Source organism: Thiolapillus sp. (genome assembly GCF_048562965.1).
In the GTDB taxonomy this organism is placed as follows: domain Bacteria; phylum Pseudomonadota; class Gammaproteobacteria; order Chromatiales; family Chromatiaceae; genus Thiolapillus; species Thiolapillus brandeum_A.
In genome coordinates this window covers 246-16,988 of the sequence record NZ_JBHNMF010000029.1, presented here as the reverse complement: position 1 = coordinate 16,988, position 16,743 = coordinate 246, and the positions used below count along the sequence as shown (strand labels likewise).

The following is a 16,743-nucleotide window of genomic DNA, read 5'->3' as shown; positions in this document are numbered from 1 at the left end:
ACGGCGCACCTTCGGTGGCATCAGACATGTCCATCGATTTCTCCTATGTCGTGAAATTCCAGGAGAAAGTCTGCACAGGGTCAGGTGGGGAAAACAGGTGTGGATTCTTGGGCGCTTACTGAAGAGTCAGCCGGCGAAGGCAGTGATTCGCGCAGCGTACCAGGATGACCGGCCCAGCTCCTGGTTGTCTGAACGTGCAAAAATCCCCCCGCTGGTATTGCCGTTCACGGTCGGAGGGGATGAACGGTCCGGGGATCTGTTCAAATTGTATGATCGTACCCTGGACCTCTTATTGTCCGTGGCCGGGCAATGAACCCGTTCGTAGACTGGTCGATTGTCGGCCCGCCTTTTCTGGCAGGCCTGCTGGTATTGAGTACCCATGTGCTGTTGGGCCGGGAGGTGTTACAACGTGGCATTATCTTCATCGATCTGGCGATCGCGCAGATCGCTGTGCTGGGCGTAATACTGCCTCAGCAACTGGGCTGGCCCGAAGGCGGATGGGAAACTCAGGCTGCTGCATCGGCGGTGGCGCTTGCGGGGGCTTTTCTGCTGTACAGCTTTGAACGCTTCTGGCCGCGCCAGCAGGAGGCACTCATCGGCATCAGTTTCGTTCTGGCGGCTTCCGGCGGGCTGCTGATGAGTGCCAGCAATCCGCACGGGGCCGAACATTTGCAGGAGTTGCTCACCGGACAATTATTGTGGGTGCGATGGTCGCAGCTGCAATGGATGGCGGGCTTGTACGCCCTGATTCTCTTGCTGTGGGTGTTCATGGGATACGGGGGACGCAGGTTTTACGTGCTTTTTTCCCTGGCAGTGACCGCATCCGTACAAGTCGTGGGCGTTTATCTGGTCTTTGCCAGCCTGATCATACCGGCGCTGGCCATCCGCAAGCTGCCCCGGACAAGAGGGCTGGTGACAGGCTATCTGGTCGGGTCACTGGCCTACGGCGGGGGGCTGCTGATTTCCTCCGTATATGATCTGCCCGCCGGGCCCGTTGTGGTATGGCTGTTAGCCATTATTGCTGTTGTCGCGGGATTGTTAATGCCCCGTTTTTCCGCACAGAAAGCATAACTTGTCACTGAGTGGCCGTTCTGCCTGTGCCCTTGCTTATTTTGGGCATATACGGATGCGGTGAACAGACCGGAATGCGAGAAATTTTGGCCGATTCCCTGTAATATTCCGTGCTTTGGTTTGCAACAAGCACATTACATGCTCGAAGTGGTCAATCTGCAATGTATCCGCGGTGATCGATGCCTGTTTTCAGGCATCGGTTTTACTGTGGGCGAAGGAGAGCTGCTTCATCTGTATGGCCATAACGGCAGCGGCAAGACAACGCTCATGCGCGCTTTGTGCGGGCTGATTGCGCCCACGGAAGGCGAGGTGCGCTGGAATGACGAGCCCATACGCAGGCAACGCGAGGAATATGCCGCCGAGCTGCTGTATCTGGGACATAAGAACGGTCTCAAAGACGACCTGACCGGTGTCGAAAACCTGCTGGTCGCCTGTCGTCTGGCAGGATTGTCGGTACCTGAAGACAGAGCCTGGGAAGTGCTGGAGCAGATGGGCCTGCGGGGACATGAGGATCTGCCCGCACGGGTGCTTTCCCAGGGACAGCAGAAACGGGTCGCACTGGCGCGGCTGCTGCTCAGCCAGGCGCCTCTTTGGATTCTTGATGAACCTTTCGTCGGGCTGGATGTGGCTGCGGTGGCCCTGCTGGAAAAAGTGCTGGCGGAGCATGTCGCCCGGGGCGGCATGGTGATACTGACCACCCATCAGGAAGTGGCTCTGACTACCGGCAAGGTGAAAAAGCTGCGGCTGGGCTGGAAGGAGGACGGCTGTGTTTAACGCCTTCCGCACCATCATCATGCGTGACCTGCTGCTGGCCATGCGGCGGCGCTCGGATGTGCTCACCACCCTGTTTTTCTTTGTCATCGTGGTGAGCCTGTTTCCCCTGGGTATCGGGCCGGAACTGAATACATTGCGGCTGATCGCCCCCGGCGTGTTCTGGGTGGCGGCACTGCTCGCTTCCATGCTGGCCCTGGAAAAACTGTTTTTCGTCGACTACCAGGATGGTGCTCTGGAGCAGATGCTTCTTGCGCCCCGGCCCCTGTCTGTTCTGGTGCTGGGCAAGGTGCTGGCGCACTGGCTGGTGACGGGGCTGCCTCTGGTGCTGTTGTCCCCTTTGCTGGGGCTGCAGTATGACCTGTCGACTGCGACCATTGGTACAATGATGCTGACACTGCTCATCGGCACCCCTGCGCTGAGCCTGATTGGCGCCATCGGTGCGGCACTGACCCTGGGTTTGCGTGGCGGGGGAGTTCTGGTGTCGCTATTGGTATTGCCGCTTTATATCCCGGTGCTGATTTTCGGTGCAGGAGCGGTGGAAGCGGAGGCCTCCGGGCTGGGTGGTGCGGGGCATTTGTCCATGCTGGGCGCCATCCTGCTGTTGGCGGCGCTGGCGGCGCCTTTGGCAACCGCAGCCGCTTTGAGGATATCGGCAGAGTGATTTTTGCTATGGTAGGCTCAAGCTCAAATCAATGAATGTAAACGCGAACCTGAACCACAGCCGGAATTTTACCGGCATCCTGTGGTCAAAAACTTTACGCCCGCTGCTGCGGGGTTTGCCTGACTGGGTAACAGATTGAATCTTTATAAATTTTCATCGCCGACAACCTTTTATCCCCTGGCCGGCAGGATCGGAAAGATTTCAGCCCTGATTGCGGTGATACTGCTTGCCATCGGCTTGTACATGAGCTTTTTCGTGGCGCCCACGGATTACAAGCAGGGCGAGGGTTATCGCATCATCTTCATTCATGTGCCTGCTGCCTGGATGTCCATGTTCATCTATGTGGTGATGGCCTTCTGGGCCGGCATTGGACTGGTTTTCAATACCCGTCTGTCGTCCATGATGGCCCAGGCGCTTGCACCGACAGGCGCCATCATGACCTTCATTGCCCTCTGGACGGGCGCGTTCTGGGGCAAACCCATGTGGGGTGCCTGGTGGGTGTGGGATGCCCGCCTGACTTCGGAGCTGATCCTGTTCTTCCTTTATATCGGTTTCATCGCCCTGCAGGGATCCATCAATGATACCCGGCGTGCAGACAGGGCGGGTGCCGTGCTGCTGCTGGTCGGGGTGGTCAATATTCCCATCATCTACTATTCCGTCAAATGGTGGAATACCCTGCATCAGGGAGCATCGGTCAGCGTTACCCAGGGCTCGAACATGAGTACCATCATGCTGCAGACCATGCTTATCATGACCTTCGCCTTCTGGGCCTACAGCATTGCCGTGTCCATGTACCGGGTGCGGGCCATCATACTGGAACGGGAAAAGGATGCCCGCTGGGTGTCTGAACTGCCGGAGATACGTCGATGAAAGGTGGATTGTCGGAATTTTTCGCCATGGGCGGTTATGCCCTGTATGTGTGGGGATCATTTGGCGTAACGGCGTTGCTGATGATCGTCGAACCCCTGCTGGTCAGGCAGCGCCGAAAAGCGGTTATTCAGCGGGTTTCCCGTCTTGTTCGTCTCAAATCGGAGCAAAAATCATGAAAGCCAGACACAAGCGACTGGGTTTTTTACTGGTAGGCCTGGTGGTGCTGGGCGCTGCCGCATGGCTGGTGTTCAATGCACTGGGCAACAATCTTTCCTATTTCTTTTCTCCCACGGAAGTGGCGGAAAACAAGGCGCCTGCCAATCACGTGTTCCGTCTTGGCGGTCTGGTTCAGCCGGGCACGCTTGAGCGGGGTGAAAAGCTTACCGTGCATTTCGATGTGACCGACAATGCCCACACGGTCAAGGTCGCCTATACAGGCATACTTCCCGACCTGTTCAAGGAAGGTCAGGGCGTGATCGCCCAGGGGCGTATGGGGCCTGATGGTGTATTCGTTGCTGAGGAAGTGCTGGCCAAGCACGATGAAAACTACATGCCGCCCGAAGTGGCGGATGCGCTGGAGAAGGGCCACCAGAAAGGTGTTGCTGACATGGCCAAGGGGAACAAGCCGCTATGATTCCTGAAATCGGACATTTTGCCCTCATCCTTGCGCTGGTCGTCGCGCTGGTTCAATCCATTCTTCCCCTGGCGGGTGCGCAACGCGGCATCGCTTCCTGGGTGGCTGTTGCCAAGCCCGCCGCAAGGCTGCAGTTCCTGTTCATGGTCATTTCCTTCGCCTGCCTGACATTCAGCTTCATGCAGAGTGATTTCTCTGTGCTGTATGTCGCCACCAATTCCAATACCGCACTGCCGATCCTGTACAAGATATCCGGTGTATGGGGCGCTCACGAGGGGTCGCTGCTGTTGTGGGCATTGATCCTGACGGTCTGGACCACGGCGGTGACACTTTTCGGACGCAGCATTCCCCCGGTGATGATGGCGCGGGTGCTGGGCATCCTTGGCCTGATTTCTGTGGGTTTCCTGATGTTCATGCTGTTTACTTCCAACCCGTTCGAGCGTCTGATGCCACCCGCACCGGAAGGCCGGGATCTCAATCCGCTGCTGCAGGATCCCGGGCTGGCGATACACCCGCCCATGCTCTACATGGGCTACGTGGGTTTCGCCATTCCCTTTGCCTTCGCCCTGGCCGCCATGCTGGGCGGGCGCCTGGATGCTGCCTGGGCCCGCTGGTCGCGGCCCTGGACGCAGATCGCCTGGGTGTTTCTGACCCTGGGTATCGCGCTGGGCTCCTGGTGGGCCTATTACGAACTGGGCTGGGGCGGCTGGTGGTTCTGGGATCCCGTGGAGAATGCCTCCTTCATGCCCTGGCTAGTGGGTACGGCCCTGATGCACTCCCTGGCGGTCACCGAGAAACGTGGTGCTTTCAAGGCCTGGACGGTGCTGCTTGCCATCTTTGCCTTCTCACTGAGCCTGCTGGGCACTTTCCTGGTGCGATCCGGCGTGCTGACATCGGTACATGCCTTTGCCGCTGACCCATCCAGGGGGCTGTTTATCCTGGTGTTCCTGGTGGCGGTCGTGGGTGGTTCTCTGACCCTTTATGCGGTGCGGGCTTCCAAAGTGCGAAGCTATGTGCGCTTCGACCTGGTGTCCCGGGAAACGGCACTGCTGCTGAACAACGTGATTCTGGTGGTTACCTGCGCCAGCATCCTGCTCGGCACCCTGTATCCGTTGCTGCTCGATGCACTGGGTCTGGGCAAGATTTCTGTGGGGCCTCCCTATTTCAACAGCGTGTTCATCCCTCTGACCGTGCCTTTGGCTGTCCTGATGGGGATAGGCACCCTGGCACGCTGGAAGCGTGACAGCTTCGCCAATATCTGGCCAAAGGTGCGGGTTGCGCTGGCCGCCAGTGTGATTTTTGGCGTGCTCTATCCCATTGTTGTCATGCAGCAGTTCAGCTGGCAGGCCGCGGCGGGCATGGTGCTGGCCTTCTGGGTATTCTTCACCACCCTGAAGGCTACCAAAGAGCAGGCGCGTGGCCGCGGACTGGGCGGACTGTCATTGTCTCACTGGGGCATGGTGCTGGGGCACACGGGCATTGCCGTGTTTATCGTCGGCATCACCCTGACCTCGATATACAGCACTGAAAAGGATCTGCGCCTGGAGGTCGATCAGACCTACGAAATGGGCGGTTATGCATTCAACTTCAAAGGTGCCACTCATTTGCAGGGTCCCAATTACACGGGTGACCGCGGTGAGGTCGTTATCACGCAGAATGGCGAGCAAGTGGCCGTACTGTATCCTGAAAAGCGCAACTACCGCTCCGGTATGCCCATGACGGAAGCCGGGATCGATGCCGGACTGACGCGGGATCTTTTCGTTGCCATGGGTGAACCCCTGGGCAGTGACGGCGCCTGGAGTGTGCGTCTGTATCACAAGCCCTACGTGCGCTGGATTTGGCTGGGAGCGCTGATCATGGCTTTTGGCGGTATCCTGTCTGCATCTGACAAACGCTACCGGGTGCTGGCGCGCCGCCGTCAGGAAGCACTGGCAAGAGGTGTGGCATGATTCGTTATCTGTTGCCTCTGGGTATATTCATCATCATCGTGGGCTTTCTGTTCGTGGGGCTGGGGCTGGATCCGAAGAAAGTGCCTTCGCCCTTCATCGGCAAGCCTGCTCCCGAATTCAATCTGCCCAGGCTGTACAAGCCCGAAGAACGGGTGACCACAGCGGATATGAAGGGCAAGGTCTGGTTGCTGAACGTGTGGGCGTCCTGGTGTGTATCCTGCCGTGCGGAGCACCAGGTGGTTACCCGCTTCGCAAAAACCGGACTGGTTCCCATCTATGGTCTGAACTATAAAGACGAACCTCAGGATGCCAAGGCCTGGCTGGGTGCCCTGGGCAACCCCTATGTGGCCAGCCTGGCGGATCAGGACGGCAACGCGGGTATCGACTGGGGTGTGTATGGTGTGCCGGAAACCTTCGTTGTTGACAAGAAAGGTATCGTGCGTGACAAGGTCATCGGCCCGGTTACCGAAGAGATTGTTCAGGAACGCCTGATTCCCCTGGTGAAAAAGCTGCAGGCAGAGGAAGGATGATGAGAGTATTACTGCTGATATGCCTGCTTGCGGCGACAGCTGCCGTTACCGCAAATATCGAAACCTACAAGTTCGACGATGCCCGGAAAGAGGCCGACTATCAGACGCTGGTGCACGAGCTGCGCTGCCTGGTCTGCCAGAATCAGAACCTTGCCGACTCCAATGCGGAACTCGCACAGGACCTGCGCCGCAAGACCTATGAAATGGTCGAGAAAGGCCTCAGCAAGGATGAAGTGGTCGAGTACATGGTGGCCCGCTATGGCGATTTCGTACTTTACAAGCCGCCGCTGCAGAGGAATACCCTGGCATTGTGGGGCGGTCCTTTTGTCATCTTCATCATCGCGGTGGTGGTGCTTATTCGCATCATCCGTCGCAGACCTTCCAGCAGCGAGCGTCTTCTCAGCGAAGAGGAGCGTCAACGCGCCGAGCAGTTGCTGAAACAGCAGACCGAGGAAAAATAATGACTTTCTGGATTATCGTCGCCCTGATGCTGGGGCTGGGTATCGCTGTGCTGGCATTTGTGCTGTTGCGCAAGCGCCCGGATATCACAAGCAACCGGCGGGAACAGAATCTGTTGCTGGCAAAGGAAAAGCTGGCGGAGCTGGATCAGGAAAAAGCCGCGGGCAATCTGGATGATGAAACCTATGCCCAGGCGAAGGAAGAACTGGAAACCGGCCTGCTGGAAGATACGGATGTGGAAGAAGCGGTGGCCAGGGTGCGGCCCGCCAGCGCCAGGGCTGCTGCAATCGCTGTCGCCCTGCTGGTGCCGTTACTGAGTGTGGGCATCTACATGAAGCTGGGATCTCCCCAGTACGTGGTTATGAGTGGCACGCCCGGTGCACAAAGCCCCCATGCCATGAACGGGGACGGCAAGACGCCCACCATGGCAGAGCTGCTGACAGGCCTGGAAGAGCGTGTGAAGCAGGCACCGGATGACCCCGAAGGCTGGTTCATGCTGGGGCGCGTCTATCAGTCCATGCAGCGTTATCCCGATGCGGTCAAAGCCTACGAGGAACTGCGCAAACTCACCGATGACCATCCCCAGGCGCTGATTGCACTGGCGGACTCCCTGGCCATGGTGCAGGGTGGCAAGCTCAGTGGCCGTCCCTATGAGCTGGTGCGTCAGGCCCTGGACAAGGCGCCGGACGATCCTACGGCCCTGTGGCTGGCGGGTCAGGGAGCCATGGAAGCAGGGGACTACCAGAACGCTATCTATTACTGGCGCCAGGCTGAAGCTGGTCTGGCCGACAAGCCGGATTACGTCCAGGAGCTTCGCACCCTGATCCGGCAGGCGAAGGAGGTTGCCGCCAAGGCGGGTGTGGCCATAGAGGATCCTGGCTCATCCGTTGCTGACAGTGCACAACCCGCTGCTGCGGGACAGGGGATCAACCTGAGCGTCAGCCTGGCGCCTGCCTTGCAGGACAAGGCCAGCCCCGGTGACCGGCTGTTCATCTTCGCCAAGCAGGTGCAAGGGCCACCCATGCCAGTGGCCGCCGTGCGCATTACTGCCGGTGACCTGCCTGCGAAGCTGGTACTGGATGACAGCAGCATGCAGCAGCAGGGAAACAAGCTGTCTGACTACAAGCAACTGAAGCTGGCTGCCCGCATCGCCAAGGGCTCTCAGCCCATGGCAGCCAGCGGCGACCTGCAGAGCAGCGAGGTAGTCGTGTCAGTGGGTGATGGAAAGCCGGTGGAACTGGTCATCGACCAGGTCGTTCCCTGATTCCCGGGCTGGCTCAATGTGGAAATACGCCTAAACATTGATTTTGTTGTATTCGGGATATTACAGCTTCGTGCCATGACCGTAGGTCGGGCTTCAGCCCGACAACAACTGCCACAAGGGGCAATGTCGGACTGAAGTCCGACCTACGGATATGAGTTTTTCCATCACCAGGGATGTGACCAGCGGATTCATGCAAGTCAGCGTCTGGCAAAGCGTTTGATGTCGGCGTTCTCCGGCAGCGTTTTGCCTTCCAGCAGAAAGGCCGTCATCTGCTGACTGTACCAGGGAATGGTCAGGCTACCGTGAGCGCCGAACCCATTGAAGATATGGAGCTGCGGGTGCACCGGGTGGGTGCCCAGGAAAGGCTGGCGGTCACTGGTGGCAGGCAGCACTCCGGCTTCGCTTTTTTCCAGCATGAGCAGTTCCGGGTGGTCCAGCAGCCTGCTCATCCCTTCCAGCAGTGCCTGAATGCCTTCGGCAGCAGGCTGGTTGTCCTGAATCCGGTGGTTGTGGGTGGAGCCCAGGCGGAACGCTCCGTTGTCCACGGGCAGCAGCCAGGTGGCAGCATTGATGATCATGTCCGGCAGCTGAGCTGATCCGGTTCCGGGTCTTGCCTGCAGGGTAAGAATCTCTCCCTTGTCGGGAGCAAAGGGCAGGTATCCGAACCAGGGGTTTTTCATGCTGCGGTAGCCATCGCAGAAGATGATGTCTCCTGCGCGCAGCCTGCCATACCGCACTCCATGGTCATCGACCGAAATATCTTCTGAACTGACAGAGGCGATTTCCAGCGCCTGCCGTGCTTTCAGCCAGTCCGCCAGAAATGCCAGCAGGGAAGGGATGCGCACGTACCCGGTGTGCTTCTGTATAAACCCGCCCAGCGGCGCCGCCACCGGCTGCGGCGGATGGTCCGGCGTAAAAGTGCCGCTGATCAGGAGCTGTATGTTCTCCTGCCCGGACAGGCGTTCATAGTATCGGTGCTGATCTTTTTCCCGGAACAGGCGCAGCATGTCCACCCATTGCAGGAAAGGCTGTTTCGCCAGCCGGGAAAGCTGGGTGTAGGTGGCCCCGACGGCTTCCAGCCAGACATGGATGTGGGGTGAATGGTTGAAACGCTTGCCCGCCAGAGGGTTGATCACACCAGCGGCGACCATGGAGGAGGAACTGGCATGGCCGTCATCCAGGACACACACGCTCTTTCCTTCGTTGATCAGGCGCCATGCGAGCAGGCTGCCGGCCAGCCCCTGGCCGATGATCAGGTAATCGTAAATCTTGTTCTCAGGCACTATACTTCCGGTTCAATAATAAATAATCAGTGTGTGATATGAGTTATCTGACCCGCCCTCTCGACCAGAAAGGCATGCCAGCCGGTATTCCTTACATCATCGGTAACGAAGCCGCGGAACGCTTCAGTTTCTATGGTATGCGTACCATTCTGGTGGTGTTCATGACCCAGTATCTCATGGGCGCCAGTGGTGTGCTGGCACCCATGGGAGAGGAAGATGCCAAGGGCTGGTATCACCTGTTTGTTTCAGCGGTCTATTTTACGCCTCTTTTTGGCGCTGTTCTGGCAGACGTGTGGTGGGGAAAGTACAAGACTATACTGCTGCTGTCACTGGTTTACTGCGGGGGTCATCTTGCCCTGGCGCTGGATGATACCCGTCTGGGTCTGGGGCTGGGTCTGGGGCTGATCGCCCTGGGGGCGGGTGGCATCAAGCCCTGCGTCTCGGCCCATGTGGGAGACCAGTTCGGGCACGGTAACCGTGCGCTCATCAGCCGCACTTTCGGCTGGTTCTACATGGCGATCAATGTGGGTGCCTTCATTTCGACACTGCTGACACCCTGGTTGCTCAAGGAGTACAGTCCCCACTGGGCTTTTGGCGTGCCAGGCGTGCTCATGGCCCTGGCCACGCTGATGTTCTGGATGGGGCGTAACAAGTTCGTGCACGTGCCCCCGGCAGGCAGGGTTTTCCTTCAGGAAGCCTTGTCCAGAGATACGCTGCGCATTTTCGGACGGCTGCTGCTCATCTATCTGTTCATTGCCGTTTTCTGGTCGCTCTATGACCAGACGGGTTCATCCTGGGTGCTGCAGGCTCAGCACATGGACCAACATCTGCTGGGTTTTGAGTTGCTGCCGTCGCAGATTCAGGCGATCAACCCTCTGCTGATCATCGTGCTGATACCGCTGTTCAGCTATGTGATCTATCCGTTTCTGGGAAAGATGATGAAGCTCACGCCCATGCGCAAGGTAGCCATGGGCTTCCTGCTGGCAGCTGCGGCATTTGCGGTTTCCTCTCTTGCGCAGGAACGTATCGATGCCGGTGGTACGCCGGGCATCTGGTGGCAGTTGCTGGCCTATGTACTGCTTACTGGCGGGGAGGTGATGGTGTCCATCACGGCACTGGAATACTCCTATACCCAGGCACCGCGCACCATGAAATCCTTCATCATGGCGCTGTTCATGCTGTCGGTATCGCTGGGGAATATCTTTACCAGCACGGTGAATTTCTTCATCCAGAATGAAGACGGCACGGTGATGCTGGAGGGGGCAGGCTACTACTGGTTCTTTACCATACTCATGGCGGTGACGGCGGTGCTGTTTGCGCTGCTGACGCCCCTGATCAGGGACAAGACCATTCTTCAGGTATCAGAAAGCGCCGCCTGAATGGCATCATGAGCGGCTTCCGCCAGTCCGCGCCGGTCGCAGTCCGAGGAAGGGATGGGGTCACAGAAGTACACGTGAACTTCACTGCCGCGGCGAGCGAGGATACTCAGCAAAATGAGAAAAAAGCTGCGGCCGGTGGTGTAGGGAATACGCGTATCTCTTTTACCCTCGCTGAGATAGCGCAGGCCGACGGGGATGACCGGGCTGTGAGTGTCGATGGCCGCGCCCAGCAGCCGCGGGAAGAAGCGCCGGACTTTACTGCCGTCCGAAGTGGTGCCCTCCGGAAAGATGGCCAGGTTGCGCTTTTCCAGCAGGCGTTCTGAGATGGCTGCGGATACACGCTGGGCTTCGTGCTTGCCCCGGCGGATGAAGACGGTTCCCGAAGCGATGGCGAACCAGCCGATGACCGGCCAGTAGCGAATGCTGTCCTTGGAGAGAAAAGATGCCCCCGTCAGGGAGTTGATGGTGGGGATATCCACCCAGGAAATGTGATTGGCCACGATGAGGCCGGGTTCCTTGGGCGGGTTTCCATGAGTGACAACCTGTATCCCCATGATGCGCAGCAGCCTGGCCGACCAGCGGGCCACGGGTTCAGGATCAGGGAGTATCTTGCCATCGGTCAGCTGGGTCTTGTGGATGCTCAGGCTCAGCCAGATTCCAGTCAGCATGTGCAGTAACAGCAGCAAAAAGCGCCAGACTACCCGTACAGCCATCATGCCTGCAGCTGCCGGGTATATTCATACATCACGATGGACGCCACGATGCTGACGTTAAGGCTTTCCACGCGACCGTACTGGGGGATATGCAGGCGCCGAACAGACGGATAATCATCGGCTGAAAAGCTCAGCCCCATTTCCTCGTGGCCGAAGATGAAAGCGCTTTTAGCGGGGAAGCATTCTTCCCGCAGGGAATGACTGTCCTCCGGAGACAGGGCATATAGGGTATAGCCCCGCCCGCTGAGATTCTGATAGCTCTCGGCAAAAGTATCGTAAAACCTGGCCGGCACCTGGCGAAAGGCGCCTTTGGCGGGTGAGGGGTCGAAAGGTCCGATACCGATAAGCTGCACTTCCCTGGCGCCAAAAGCTTCTGCGCTGCGAAAAATCTTCGGGACATTGTATCCCGCTTTCAGGTGATCCAGCACCACGACAAAATCATGTGCTCCCGGTTGTGCCAGCAGGTTGCGTCGCCGGTTTTTCTCGTAGGCGCGCAGCATCTGTTCGTGGCGCCGTTTGCGCAGTTGTCGCGCCGACAGTTTTTCGGTCATGGACAGGCTCTAAACTGGTAGAATAAGGGATTACCCGTAATCGACGTATTCTACCTCATGTCCAGTACCGGCGAGCATCAGACCTCTTTCTTATTGCAGCAGATCGATCTGCCGGAAGACCTGCGCCTCCTGGAAGTCGATCAGCTGACGCCCCTGGCGGAAGAGCTGCGGGAATTTCTGGTCGAAAGCGTTTCCCGTACCGGTGGTCATCTGGCGGCAGGACTGGGCGTGGTGGAACTCACCGTCGCGCTGCACTATGTCTTTGACACGCCGCGGGACCGTTTAATCTGGGACGTGGGTCATCAGGCCTATCCCCACAAGATTCTGACGGGCAGGCGTGACAGGATGTCCAGCCTGCGCAAGAAAGGTGGTCTTTCCGGCTTTCTCAAGCGCAGTGAATCTGAATATGATGCCTTCGGCGCCGGCCATTCCAGCACTTCCATCGGCGCGGCCCTGGGTATGGCCGTAGCGGCCAAGCTCGAAGGCATACAGCGGGAGCATATCGCTGTGATCGGTGACGGTGCCCTGTCGGCAGGCATGGCCTTCGAAGCCCTGAACCATGCCGGCGCGCTGGACATGGATCTGCTGGTGGTGCTCAACGACAACGACATGTCTATCTCCAACCCTGTTGGCGCGGTGAGCAATTATCTGGCGCGTGTGCTCTCTAGCCGTTTCTACAACCGTATGCGTGAGGGCGGCAAGAGCGTCCTGGGCGTGATGCCCGGCATGCGTGATCTCATGGATCGCTGGGAAGAGCACATGAAGGGCATGCTTATTCCAGGCACCCTGTTCGAGGAGCTGGGCTTCAATTATATCGGTCCCATCGACGGCCATGACCTGCCCCTGATGGTGCAGACCCTGCGTAACATGAAGAAGATGCGCGGTCCACGCTTCCTGCATGTGGTTACACAGAAAGGCAGGGGATTTGCACCTGCGGAAGGTGATCCCTGTGTCTATCACGGTGTGGGCCCTTTCGATCCGGATACGGGAGAACAGACAGGCAGCGGGAGTACCAGCAGCAGGACCTATACCCAGGTGTTCTCCGACTGGATTTGTGATTGCGCCACGGCTGATGAGAGCCTGGTGGCGATCACACCGGCCATGTGCGAAGGTTCGGGACTGGTGAAGTTCGCCAAGGAGTTTCCTGATCGCTATTTCGATGTGGGCATCGCCGAGCAGCACGCACTGACCCTGGCGGCGGGCATGGCCTGTGATGGCCTCAAGCCGGTGGTGGCCATCTATTCCACCTTCCTGCAGCGCGCCTATGACCAGCTGATTCATGATGTTGCCCTGCAGAATCTGGACGTGACCCTGGCAGTAGATCGCGCCGGCCTGGTGGGTGCCGATGGCGCCACCCATGCGGGCGCTTTCGATCTGAGCTATGCCCGCTGCATTCCCAACATGGCAATCCTGGCGCCTGCAGATGAACGGGAATGTTTCCGGATGCTGCAAACTGCATGGGAGCATGAAGGGCCTGCGATGGTGCGCTATCCACGGGGCAGGGGGCCGGGTACGGAACCGGAGTCAGCTGCCAGGCCGTTGCCCTGGGGGAAAGGGGAGATTCGGCGCCAGGGCAAGGAGATTGCGCTGCTTTGCTTTGGTTCCATGGTGCAGATCGGATTGGAAGTGGCGGAAGAGCTGGATGCCACCGTCGCAAATATGCGCTTCGTGAAACCCCTGGACGGGGCACTGGTGCGCCAACTGGCAGAAGATCACGTCCTGCTGGTCACCCTGGAGGAAAATGCCCTCATGGGTGGCGCGGGATCAGCGGTTGCAGAATTCCTGAATGCTGAAGGCCTGATGGTGGACATCATGCATTTTGGTTTGCCGGACGATTACCTGGAGCAGGGTACCCAGGCTGAACAGCTGGAAATGGCCGGGCTCACGGCCGGGCAGATACTCGCCGCTGTGAAGAACCGCGGGAACTAGCGAGGCCGGTTGCATGAAAAAAGGGATGGCCTGTTGGGCCATCCCCTTTCTGTCTGCTGCTGAAAAGCTGCCTGTCAGCCGCGCTCGTCCATCATCTTGTCGATGATGGGGCCGAGGATGATTTCCATGGCGAAGCCCATTTTGCCGCCGGGAACCACGATGGTGTTGCGGCGAGACATCATGGAATCGGGGATCATGCTCAGCAGATCGGGGAAGTTGATGTCGAACTTGTCGGGATCGGCAAAGCGGATGACCACGAAGCTCTCGTCGGGGGTCGGAATGTCGCGGGCGATGAACGGATTGGATGTGTCCACCGTGGCAACGCGCTGGAAGTTGATGTCTGTGCGGGAGAACTGTGGTGTGATGTGGTTGATGTAGTCCGGCATGCGGCGCATGATGGTCTCGACCGTGGCTTCGGCTGAATAGCCGCGCTCCTTGGCGTCGCGGTGAATCTTCTGAATCCACTCCAGGTTGACCACGGGAACCACGCCGATACCCAGATCCACCTTGCTGGCGACGTCCGCCTCATCGGTGACCACCATGCCGTGCAGTCCTTCGTAGAACAGCAGATCGGTGCCGGCGGGAATATCTTCCCAGGGCGTGAATTCACCGGGTTTCTTGTCGCAACCCAGGCGGGCATTGTGTTCCTCGGCCTCTTCCTGGCTGTGCAGATAGTAACGCTTCTGACCGCCGCCGGTTTCGCCGTAGACGCGGAACAGTTCCTCGATCTTGTCGAAACGGTTGGCTTCCGGACCGAAATGACTCATGCCCTCGGCCATCTTGTCGCGCATTTCGGCACGGTCGTAGCGGTGAAAGCTGTCGCCTTCGACGATGGCGGCCTGAATGCCCTCGCGGGTAAAGATATGCTCGAAAGCGCGTTTAACAGTGGTGGTGCCTGCACCGGATGAACCGGTTACAACGACAACGGGGTGTTTCTTGGACATGTCAGCCTCCGGAAAAACAAAAAATCAAACAGAAATAGTTCAAGAGTGAAATCACCTGCACAGAAATACAGGTGGCTTGACTCTAAAGCCATGCGAGGCTCGAACTATATCACAAACGGCTGATATCCGGATTGAGGCAGCGCAAGACAATCAGGAAGTGAAAAGGCGGCTGTTGAGCCACATGTGGACGAAAATGCTGGCGGCATAACCCAGGGCAATTACCGGCATCCACTTCAGATGGCCGAAAAAGGTGTATTTACCTCTTGCCTGGCCCATCAGGGCGACACCGGCGGCAGATCCGATGGACAGCAGTGATCCTCCCACGCCGGCTGTCAGGGTGACCAGCAGCCAATGGCCTGCAGACATGTCAGGCATCATGGTGAGTACGGCAAACATAACCGGGATATTGTCCACGATGGCGGACATAAGTCCCACCGCTACGTTGGCATAGGTTGCTCCCCACTGGCTGTACATCACTTCGGAAGCCACGGACAGGTAACCGATGAAGCCTAGCGCTCCAACGCAAAGTACCACACCATAGAAGAAAAACAGGGTGTCCCATTCCGCCCGGGCCACGCTGGTGAAGAGATATCGAATGCCACGGGGTCGCCGATATGCCCCGCTTCTTCCGCTGCCTGGGGGCTTTCATCCTCTTCGGGGTATTTCTTCAGGTAGTAGCCGAGAAACTGCAGGTAGGCCAGTCCGGTCAGCATGCCGATGACCGGTGGCAACCCCAGATAGTTGTGGAAGACGACTGCGGTAGCAATGGTTAGAAGGAACAGAAACACGATGACCTTTGCGCCGCGTTTTGTAGCGCAGGATGCATCAACAGGATCTGGTAGAGTTTTTGGTACCGACAGGCTCATGATCGCTGCAGGAACCAGCCAGTTCACCAGGGATGGGACAAACAGGACGAAGAAAGACCAGAAGTTGATGGTACCCTGGGGTGTCTGAATTTCCTTTTGCCATACCATCAGCGTGGTGATGTCGCCGAAGGGACTGAAGGCGCCGCCAGCATTGGCGGCGACCACGATATTGATGCAGGCCAGCAGGACAAACCGGGTATTGTCTCCACCAACTGCCATGGTTACAGCGCACATGAGCAGGGCAGTGGTCAGGTTATCTGCAATGGGAGAAATGAAAAAAGCCATCAGGCCGGTGGCCCAGAAGAGGGATCGGAAGCTCAATCCCCTGCGTACCAGCCATACTCTCAGACTGTCGAATACCAGCCGCTCATCCATGGCGTTTATATAGGTCATGGCTGCCAGTAAGAACAGCATCAGTTCTGCATATTCCAGCAGGTTGTGGCGCACGGCGATTTCGACTTCATGGTCGATGCCCTGGGACTGGTATACCAGCGCAATCATCGCCCACATGATTCCCGCCGCCAGCATTACGGGTTTGGACTTGCGCAAATGTGTGAATTCCTCGGCCATTACGAGCAGATAGGCCAGGAAAAAAATGACCAGTGAAGCAATGCCCACCCAATGTGAGGTCAGGTCAATCATTGTTTCGCCCGAGGCCAGCGCCTGTCCCGATGTCAGCAGCAGCAAACCGGCAGTCATCATTTTTTGCATGAGTGTTTACCTCTTCTAGAGTTTAGAGTAAGCAGCATTGTTCCACCGTATATTTTCGGGTGAAATAAAGTTGCTATTTTGTTCATACTGCCCGTTAGAGCTTGTTCTATACGCTGATTGCTGCATCCTGCTCACTTCCTCGCCAATTGGGCGGT

General features: G+C 57.9%; 16 protein-coding genes and 1 pseudogene. 12 read left to right on the top strand and 5 right to left on the bottom strand.

The window, feature by feature from the left end; translation table 11 throughout:
• Positions 1-309: 309 nt before the first annotated feature.
• The 10 genes from ACOCD2_RS03340 (at position 310) to ccmI (ending at position 8,212) form a co-directional block, all read left to right on the top strand.
• Positions 310-1,071 carry a metal ABC transporter permease gene (locus ACOCD2_RS03340; protein WP_293679585.1) on the top strand — a complete coding sequence of 254 codons (762 nt, stop codon included), beginning with the start codon at positions 310-312 and terminating at the stop codon, positions 1,069-1,071.
• A gap of 120 nt (positions 1,072-1,191) precedes the next feature.
• A complete protein-coding gene (ccmA, locus tag ACOCD2_RS03335; RefSeq protein ID WP_308214411.1) occupies positions 1,192-1,845 on the top strand; it encodes a cytochrome c biogenesis heme-transporting ATPase CcmA in 654 nt (217 codons plus the stop codon).
• Positions 1,838-2,506 carry a heme exporter protein CcmB gene (ccmB, locus tag ACOCD2_RS03330; protein ID WP_371414985.1) on the top strand — a complete coding sequence of 223 codons (669 nt, stop codon included), beginning with the start codon at positions 1,838-1,840 and terminating at the stop codon, positions 2,504-2,506. Before ccmA ends, ccmB begins: the two co-directional genes overlap by 8 nt.
• 135 nt (positions 2,507-2,641) lie before the next feature.
• The gene (gene ccmC / locus ACOCD2_RS03325; protein WP_293644825.1) at positions 2,642-3,376 is read left to right on the top strand and encodes a heme ABC transporter permease CcmC; all 735 of its coding nucleotides are present in this window, start codon (positions 2,642-2,644) and stop codon (positions 3,374-3,376) included.
• Positions 3,373-3,552 carry a heme exporter protein CcmD gene (gene ccmD, locus ACOCD2_RS03320; protein WP_293644823.1) on the top strand — a complete coding sequence of 60 codons (180 nt, stop codon included), beginning with the start codon at positions 3,373-3,375 and terminating at the stop codon, positions 3,550-3,552. Before ccmC ends, ccmD begins: the two co-directional genes overlap by 4 nt.
• Positions 3,549-4,010 (top strand): cytochrome c maturation protein CcmE, encoded by a 462-nt coding sequence (gene ccmE / locus ACOCD2_RS03315; RefSeq protein WP_293644821.1) that lies wholly within the window; start codon positions 3,549-3,551, stop codon positions 4,008-4,010. Before ccmD ends, ccmE begins: the two co-directional genes overlap by 4 nt.
• A complete protein-coding gene (locus ACOCD2_RS03310) occupies positions 4,007-5,959 on the top strand; it encodes a heme lyase CcmF/NrfE family subunit (protein WP_293644819.1) in 1,953 nt (650 codons plus the stop codon). Before ccmE ends, ACOCD2_RS03310 begins: the two co-directional genes overlap by 4 nt.
• A complete protein-coding gene (locus tag ACOCD2_RS03305) occupies positions 5,956-6,489 on the top strand; it encodes a DsbE family thiol:disulfide interchange protein (RefSeq protein ID WP_293644817.1) in 534 nt (177 codons plus the stop codon). Before ACOCD2_RS03310 ends, ACOCD2_RS03305 begins: the two co-directional genes overlap by 4 nt.
• Positions 6,489-6,950: a cytochrome c-type biogenesis protein gene (locus ACOCD2_RS03300; RefSeq protein WP_293644815.1), complete on the top strand. Its 462-nt coding sequence runs from the start codon at positions 6,489-6,491 to the stop codon at positions 6,948-6,950. The genes ACOCD2_RS03305 and ACOCD2_RS03300 overlap by 1 nt, the downstream gene beginning before the upstream one ends.
• A complete protein-coding gene (gene ccmI, locus ACOCD2_RS03295; RefSeq protein WP_293644813.1) occupies positions 6,950-8,212 on the top strand; it encodes a c-type cytochrome biogenesis protein CcmI in 1,263 nt (420 codons plus the stop codon). The genes ACOCD2_RS03300 and ccmI overlap by 1 nt, the downstream gene beginning before the upstream one ends.
• A 197-nt stretch (positions 8,213-8,409) precedes the next feature.
• On the opposite strand, the gene ACOCD2_RS03290 is transcribed toward ccmI, so the two are convergent.
• Positions 8,410-9,495 (bottom strand): NAD(P)/FAD-dependent oxidoreductase, encoded by a 1,086-nt coding sequence (locus ACOCD2_RS03290; RefSeq protein WP_293644811.1) that lies wholly within the window; start codon positions 9,493-9,495, stop codon positions 8,410-8,412.
• Positions 9,496-9,533: 38 nt separating this feature from the next.
• Here ACOCD2_RS03290 and ACOCD2_RS03285 point away from each other — a divergent pair, with 38 nt between their 5' ends.
• Entirely contained in the window at positions 9,534-10,874 is a 1,341-nt protein-coding gene (locus ACOCD2_RS03285; RefSeq protein ID WP_293644809.1) for a POT family MFS transporter, read from the top strand.
• On the opposite strand, the gene ACOCD2_RS03280 is transcribed toward ACOCD2_RS03285, so the two are convergent.
• Together ACOCD2_RS03280 and ACOCD2_RS03275 are read right to left on the bottom strand one after the other, a co-directional pair.
• Positions 10,850-11,590 (bottom strand): lysophospholipid acyltransferase family protein, encoded by a 741-nt coding sequence (locus ACOCD2_RS03280; protein WP_293644807.1) that lies wholly within the window; start codon positions 11,588-11,590, stop codon positions 10,850-10,852. The two genes, ACOCD2_RS03285 and ACOCD2_RS03280, sit on opposite strands and share 25 nt — an antisense overlap.
• Complete coding sequence (locus tag ACOCD2_RS03275; RefSeq protein WP_293644805.1) at positions 11,587-12,138, bottom strand: TrmH family RNA methyltransferase; 552 nt, start codon at positions 12,136-12,138, stop codon at positions 11,587-11,589. Before ACOCD2_RS03275 ends, ACOCD2_RS03280 begins: the two co-directional genes overlap by 4 nt.
• Positions 12,139-12,195: 57 nt before the next feature.
• Between ACOCD2_RS03275 and dxs the strand changes: the two genes are divergently transcribed.
• Positions 12,196-14,067, top strand: a complete 1,872-nt coding sequence (dxs, locus tag ACOCD2_RS03270) for a 1-deoxy-D-xylulose-5-phosphate synthase (protein WP_293644803.1) — start codon at positions 12,196-12,198, stop codon at positions 14,065-14,067.
• 74 nt (positions 14,068-14,141) lie between these two features.
• Here dxs and ACOCD2_RS03265 read toward each other — a convergent pair whose 3' ends face one another.
• Positions 14,142-15,011, bottom strand: coding sequence for a phosphoribulokinase (locus ACOCD2_RS03265; RefSeq protein WP_293644801.1), 870 nt, complete (start codon positions 15,009-15,011; stop codon positions 14,142-14,144).
• Positions 15,012-15,161: 150 nt separating this feature from the next.
• Positions 15,162-16,588 (bottom strand): annotated as a pseudogene (gene nhaD, locus ACOCD2_RS03260) (sodium:proton antiporter NhaD).
• Positions 16,589-16,743 lie beyond the last annotated feature (155 nt).

What these genes read in the sequence shown, in the direction of transcription:
- ACOCD2_RS03340 (WP_293679585.1), top strand. Translation starts at nt 310, where the DNA reads ATGAACCCGTTCGTAGACTGGTCGATTGTCGGCCCGCCTTTTCTGGCA.
- ccmD (WP_293644823.1), top strand. Translation starts at nt 3,373, where the DNA reads ATGAAAGGTGGATTGTCGGAATTTTTCGCCATGGGCGGTTATGCCCTG.
- ccmE (WP_293644821.1), top strand. Translation starts at nt 3,549, where the DNA reads ATGAAAGCCAGACACAAGCGACTGGGTTTTTTACTGGTAGGCCTGGTG.
- ACOCD2_RS03310 (WP_293644819.1), top strand. Translation starts at nt 4,007, where the DNA reads ATGATTCCTGAAATCGGACATTTTGCCCTCATCCTTGCGCTGGTCGTC.
- ACOCD2_RS03305 (WP_293644817.1), top strand. Translation starts at nt 5,956, where the DNA reads ATGATTCGTTATCTGTTGCCTCTGGGTATATTCATCATCATCGTGGGC.
- ACOCD2_RS03300 (WP_293644815.1), top strand. Translation starts at nt 6,489, where the DNA reads ATGAGAGTATTACTGCTGATATGCCTGCTTGCGGCGACAGCTGCCGTT.
- ccmI (WP_293644813.1), top strand. Translation starts at nt 6,950, where the DNA reads ATGACTTTCTGGATTATCGTCGCCCTGATGCTGGGGCTGGGTATCGCT.
- ACOCD2_RS03285 (WP_293644809.1), top strand. Translation starts at nt 9,534, where the DNA reads ATGAGTTATCTGACCCGCCCTCTCGACCAGAAAGGCATGCCAGCCGGT.
- ACOCD2_RS03280 (WP_293644807.1), bottom strand. Translation starts at nt 11,590, where the DNA reads ATGATGGCTGTACGGGTAGTCTGGCGCTTTTTGCTGCTGTTACTGCAC.
- ACOCD2_RS03275 (WP_293644805.1), bottom strand. Translation starts at nt 12,138, where the DNA reads ATGACCGAAAAACTGTCGGCGCGACAACTGCGCAAACGGCGCCACGAA.
- dxs (WP_293644803.1), top strand. Translation starts at nt 12,196, where the DNA reads ATGTCCAGTACCGGCGAGCATCAGACCTCTTTCTTATTGCAGCAGATC.
- ACOCD2_RS03265 (WP_293644801.1), bottom strand. Translation starts at nt 15,011, where the DNA reads ATGTCCAAGAAACACCCCGTTGTCGTTGTAACCGGTTCATCCGGTGCA.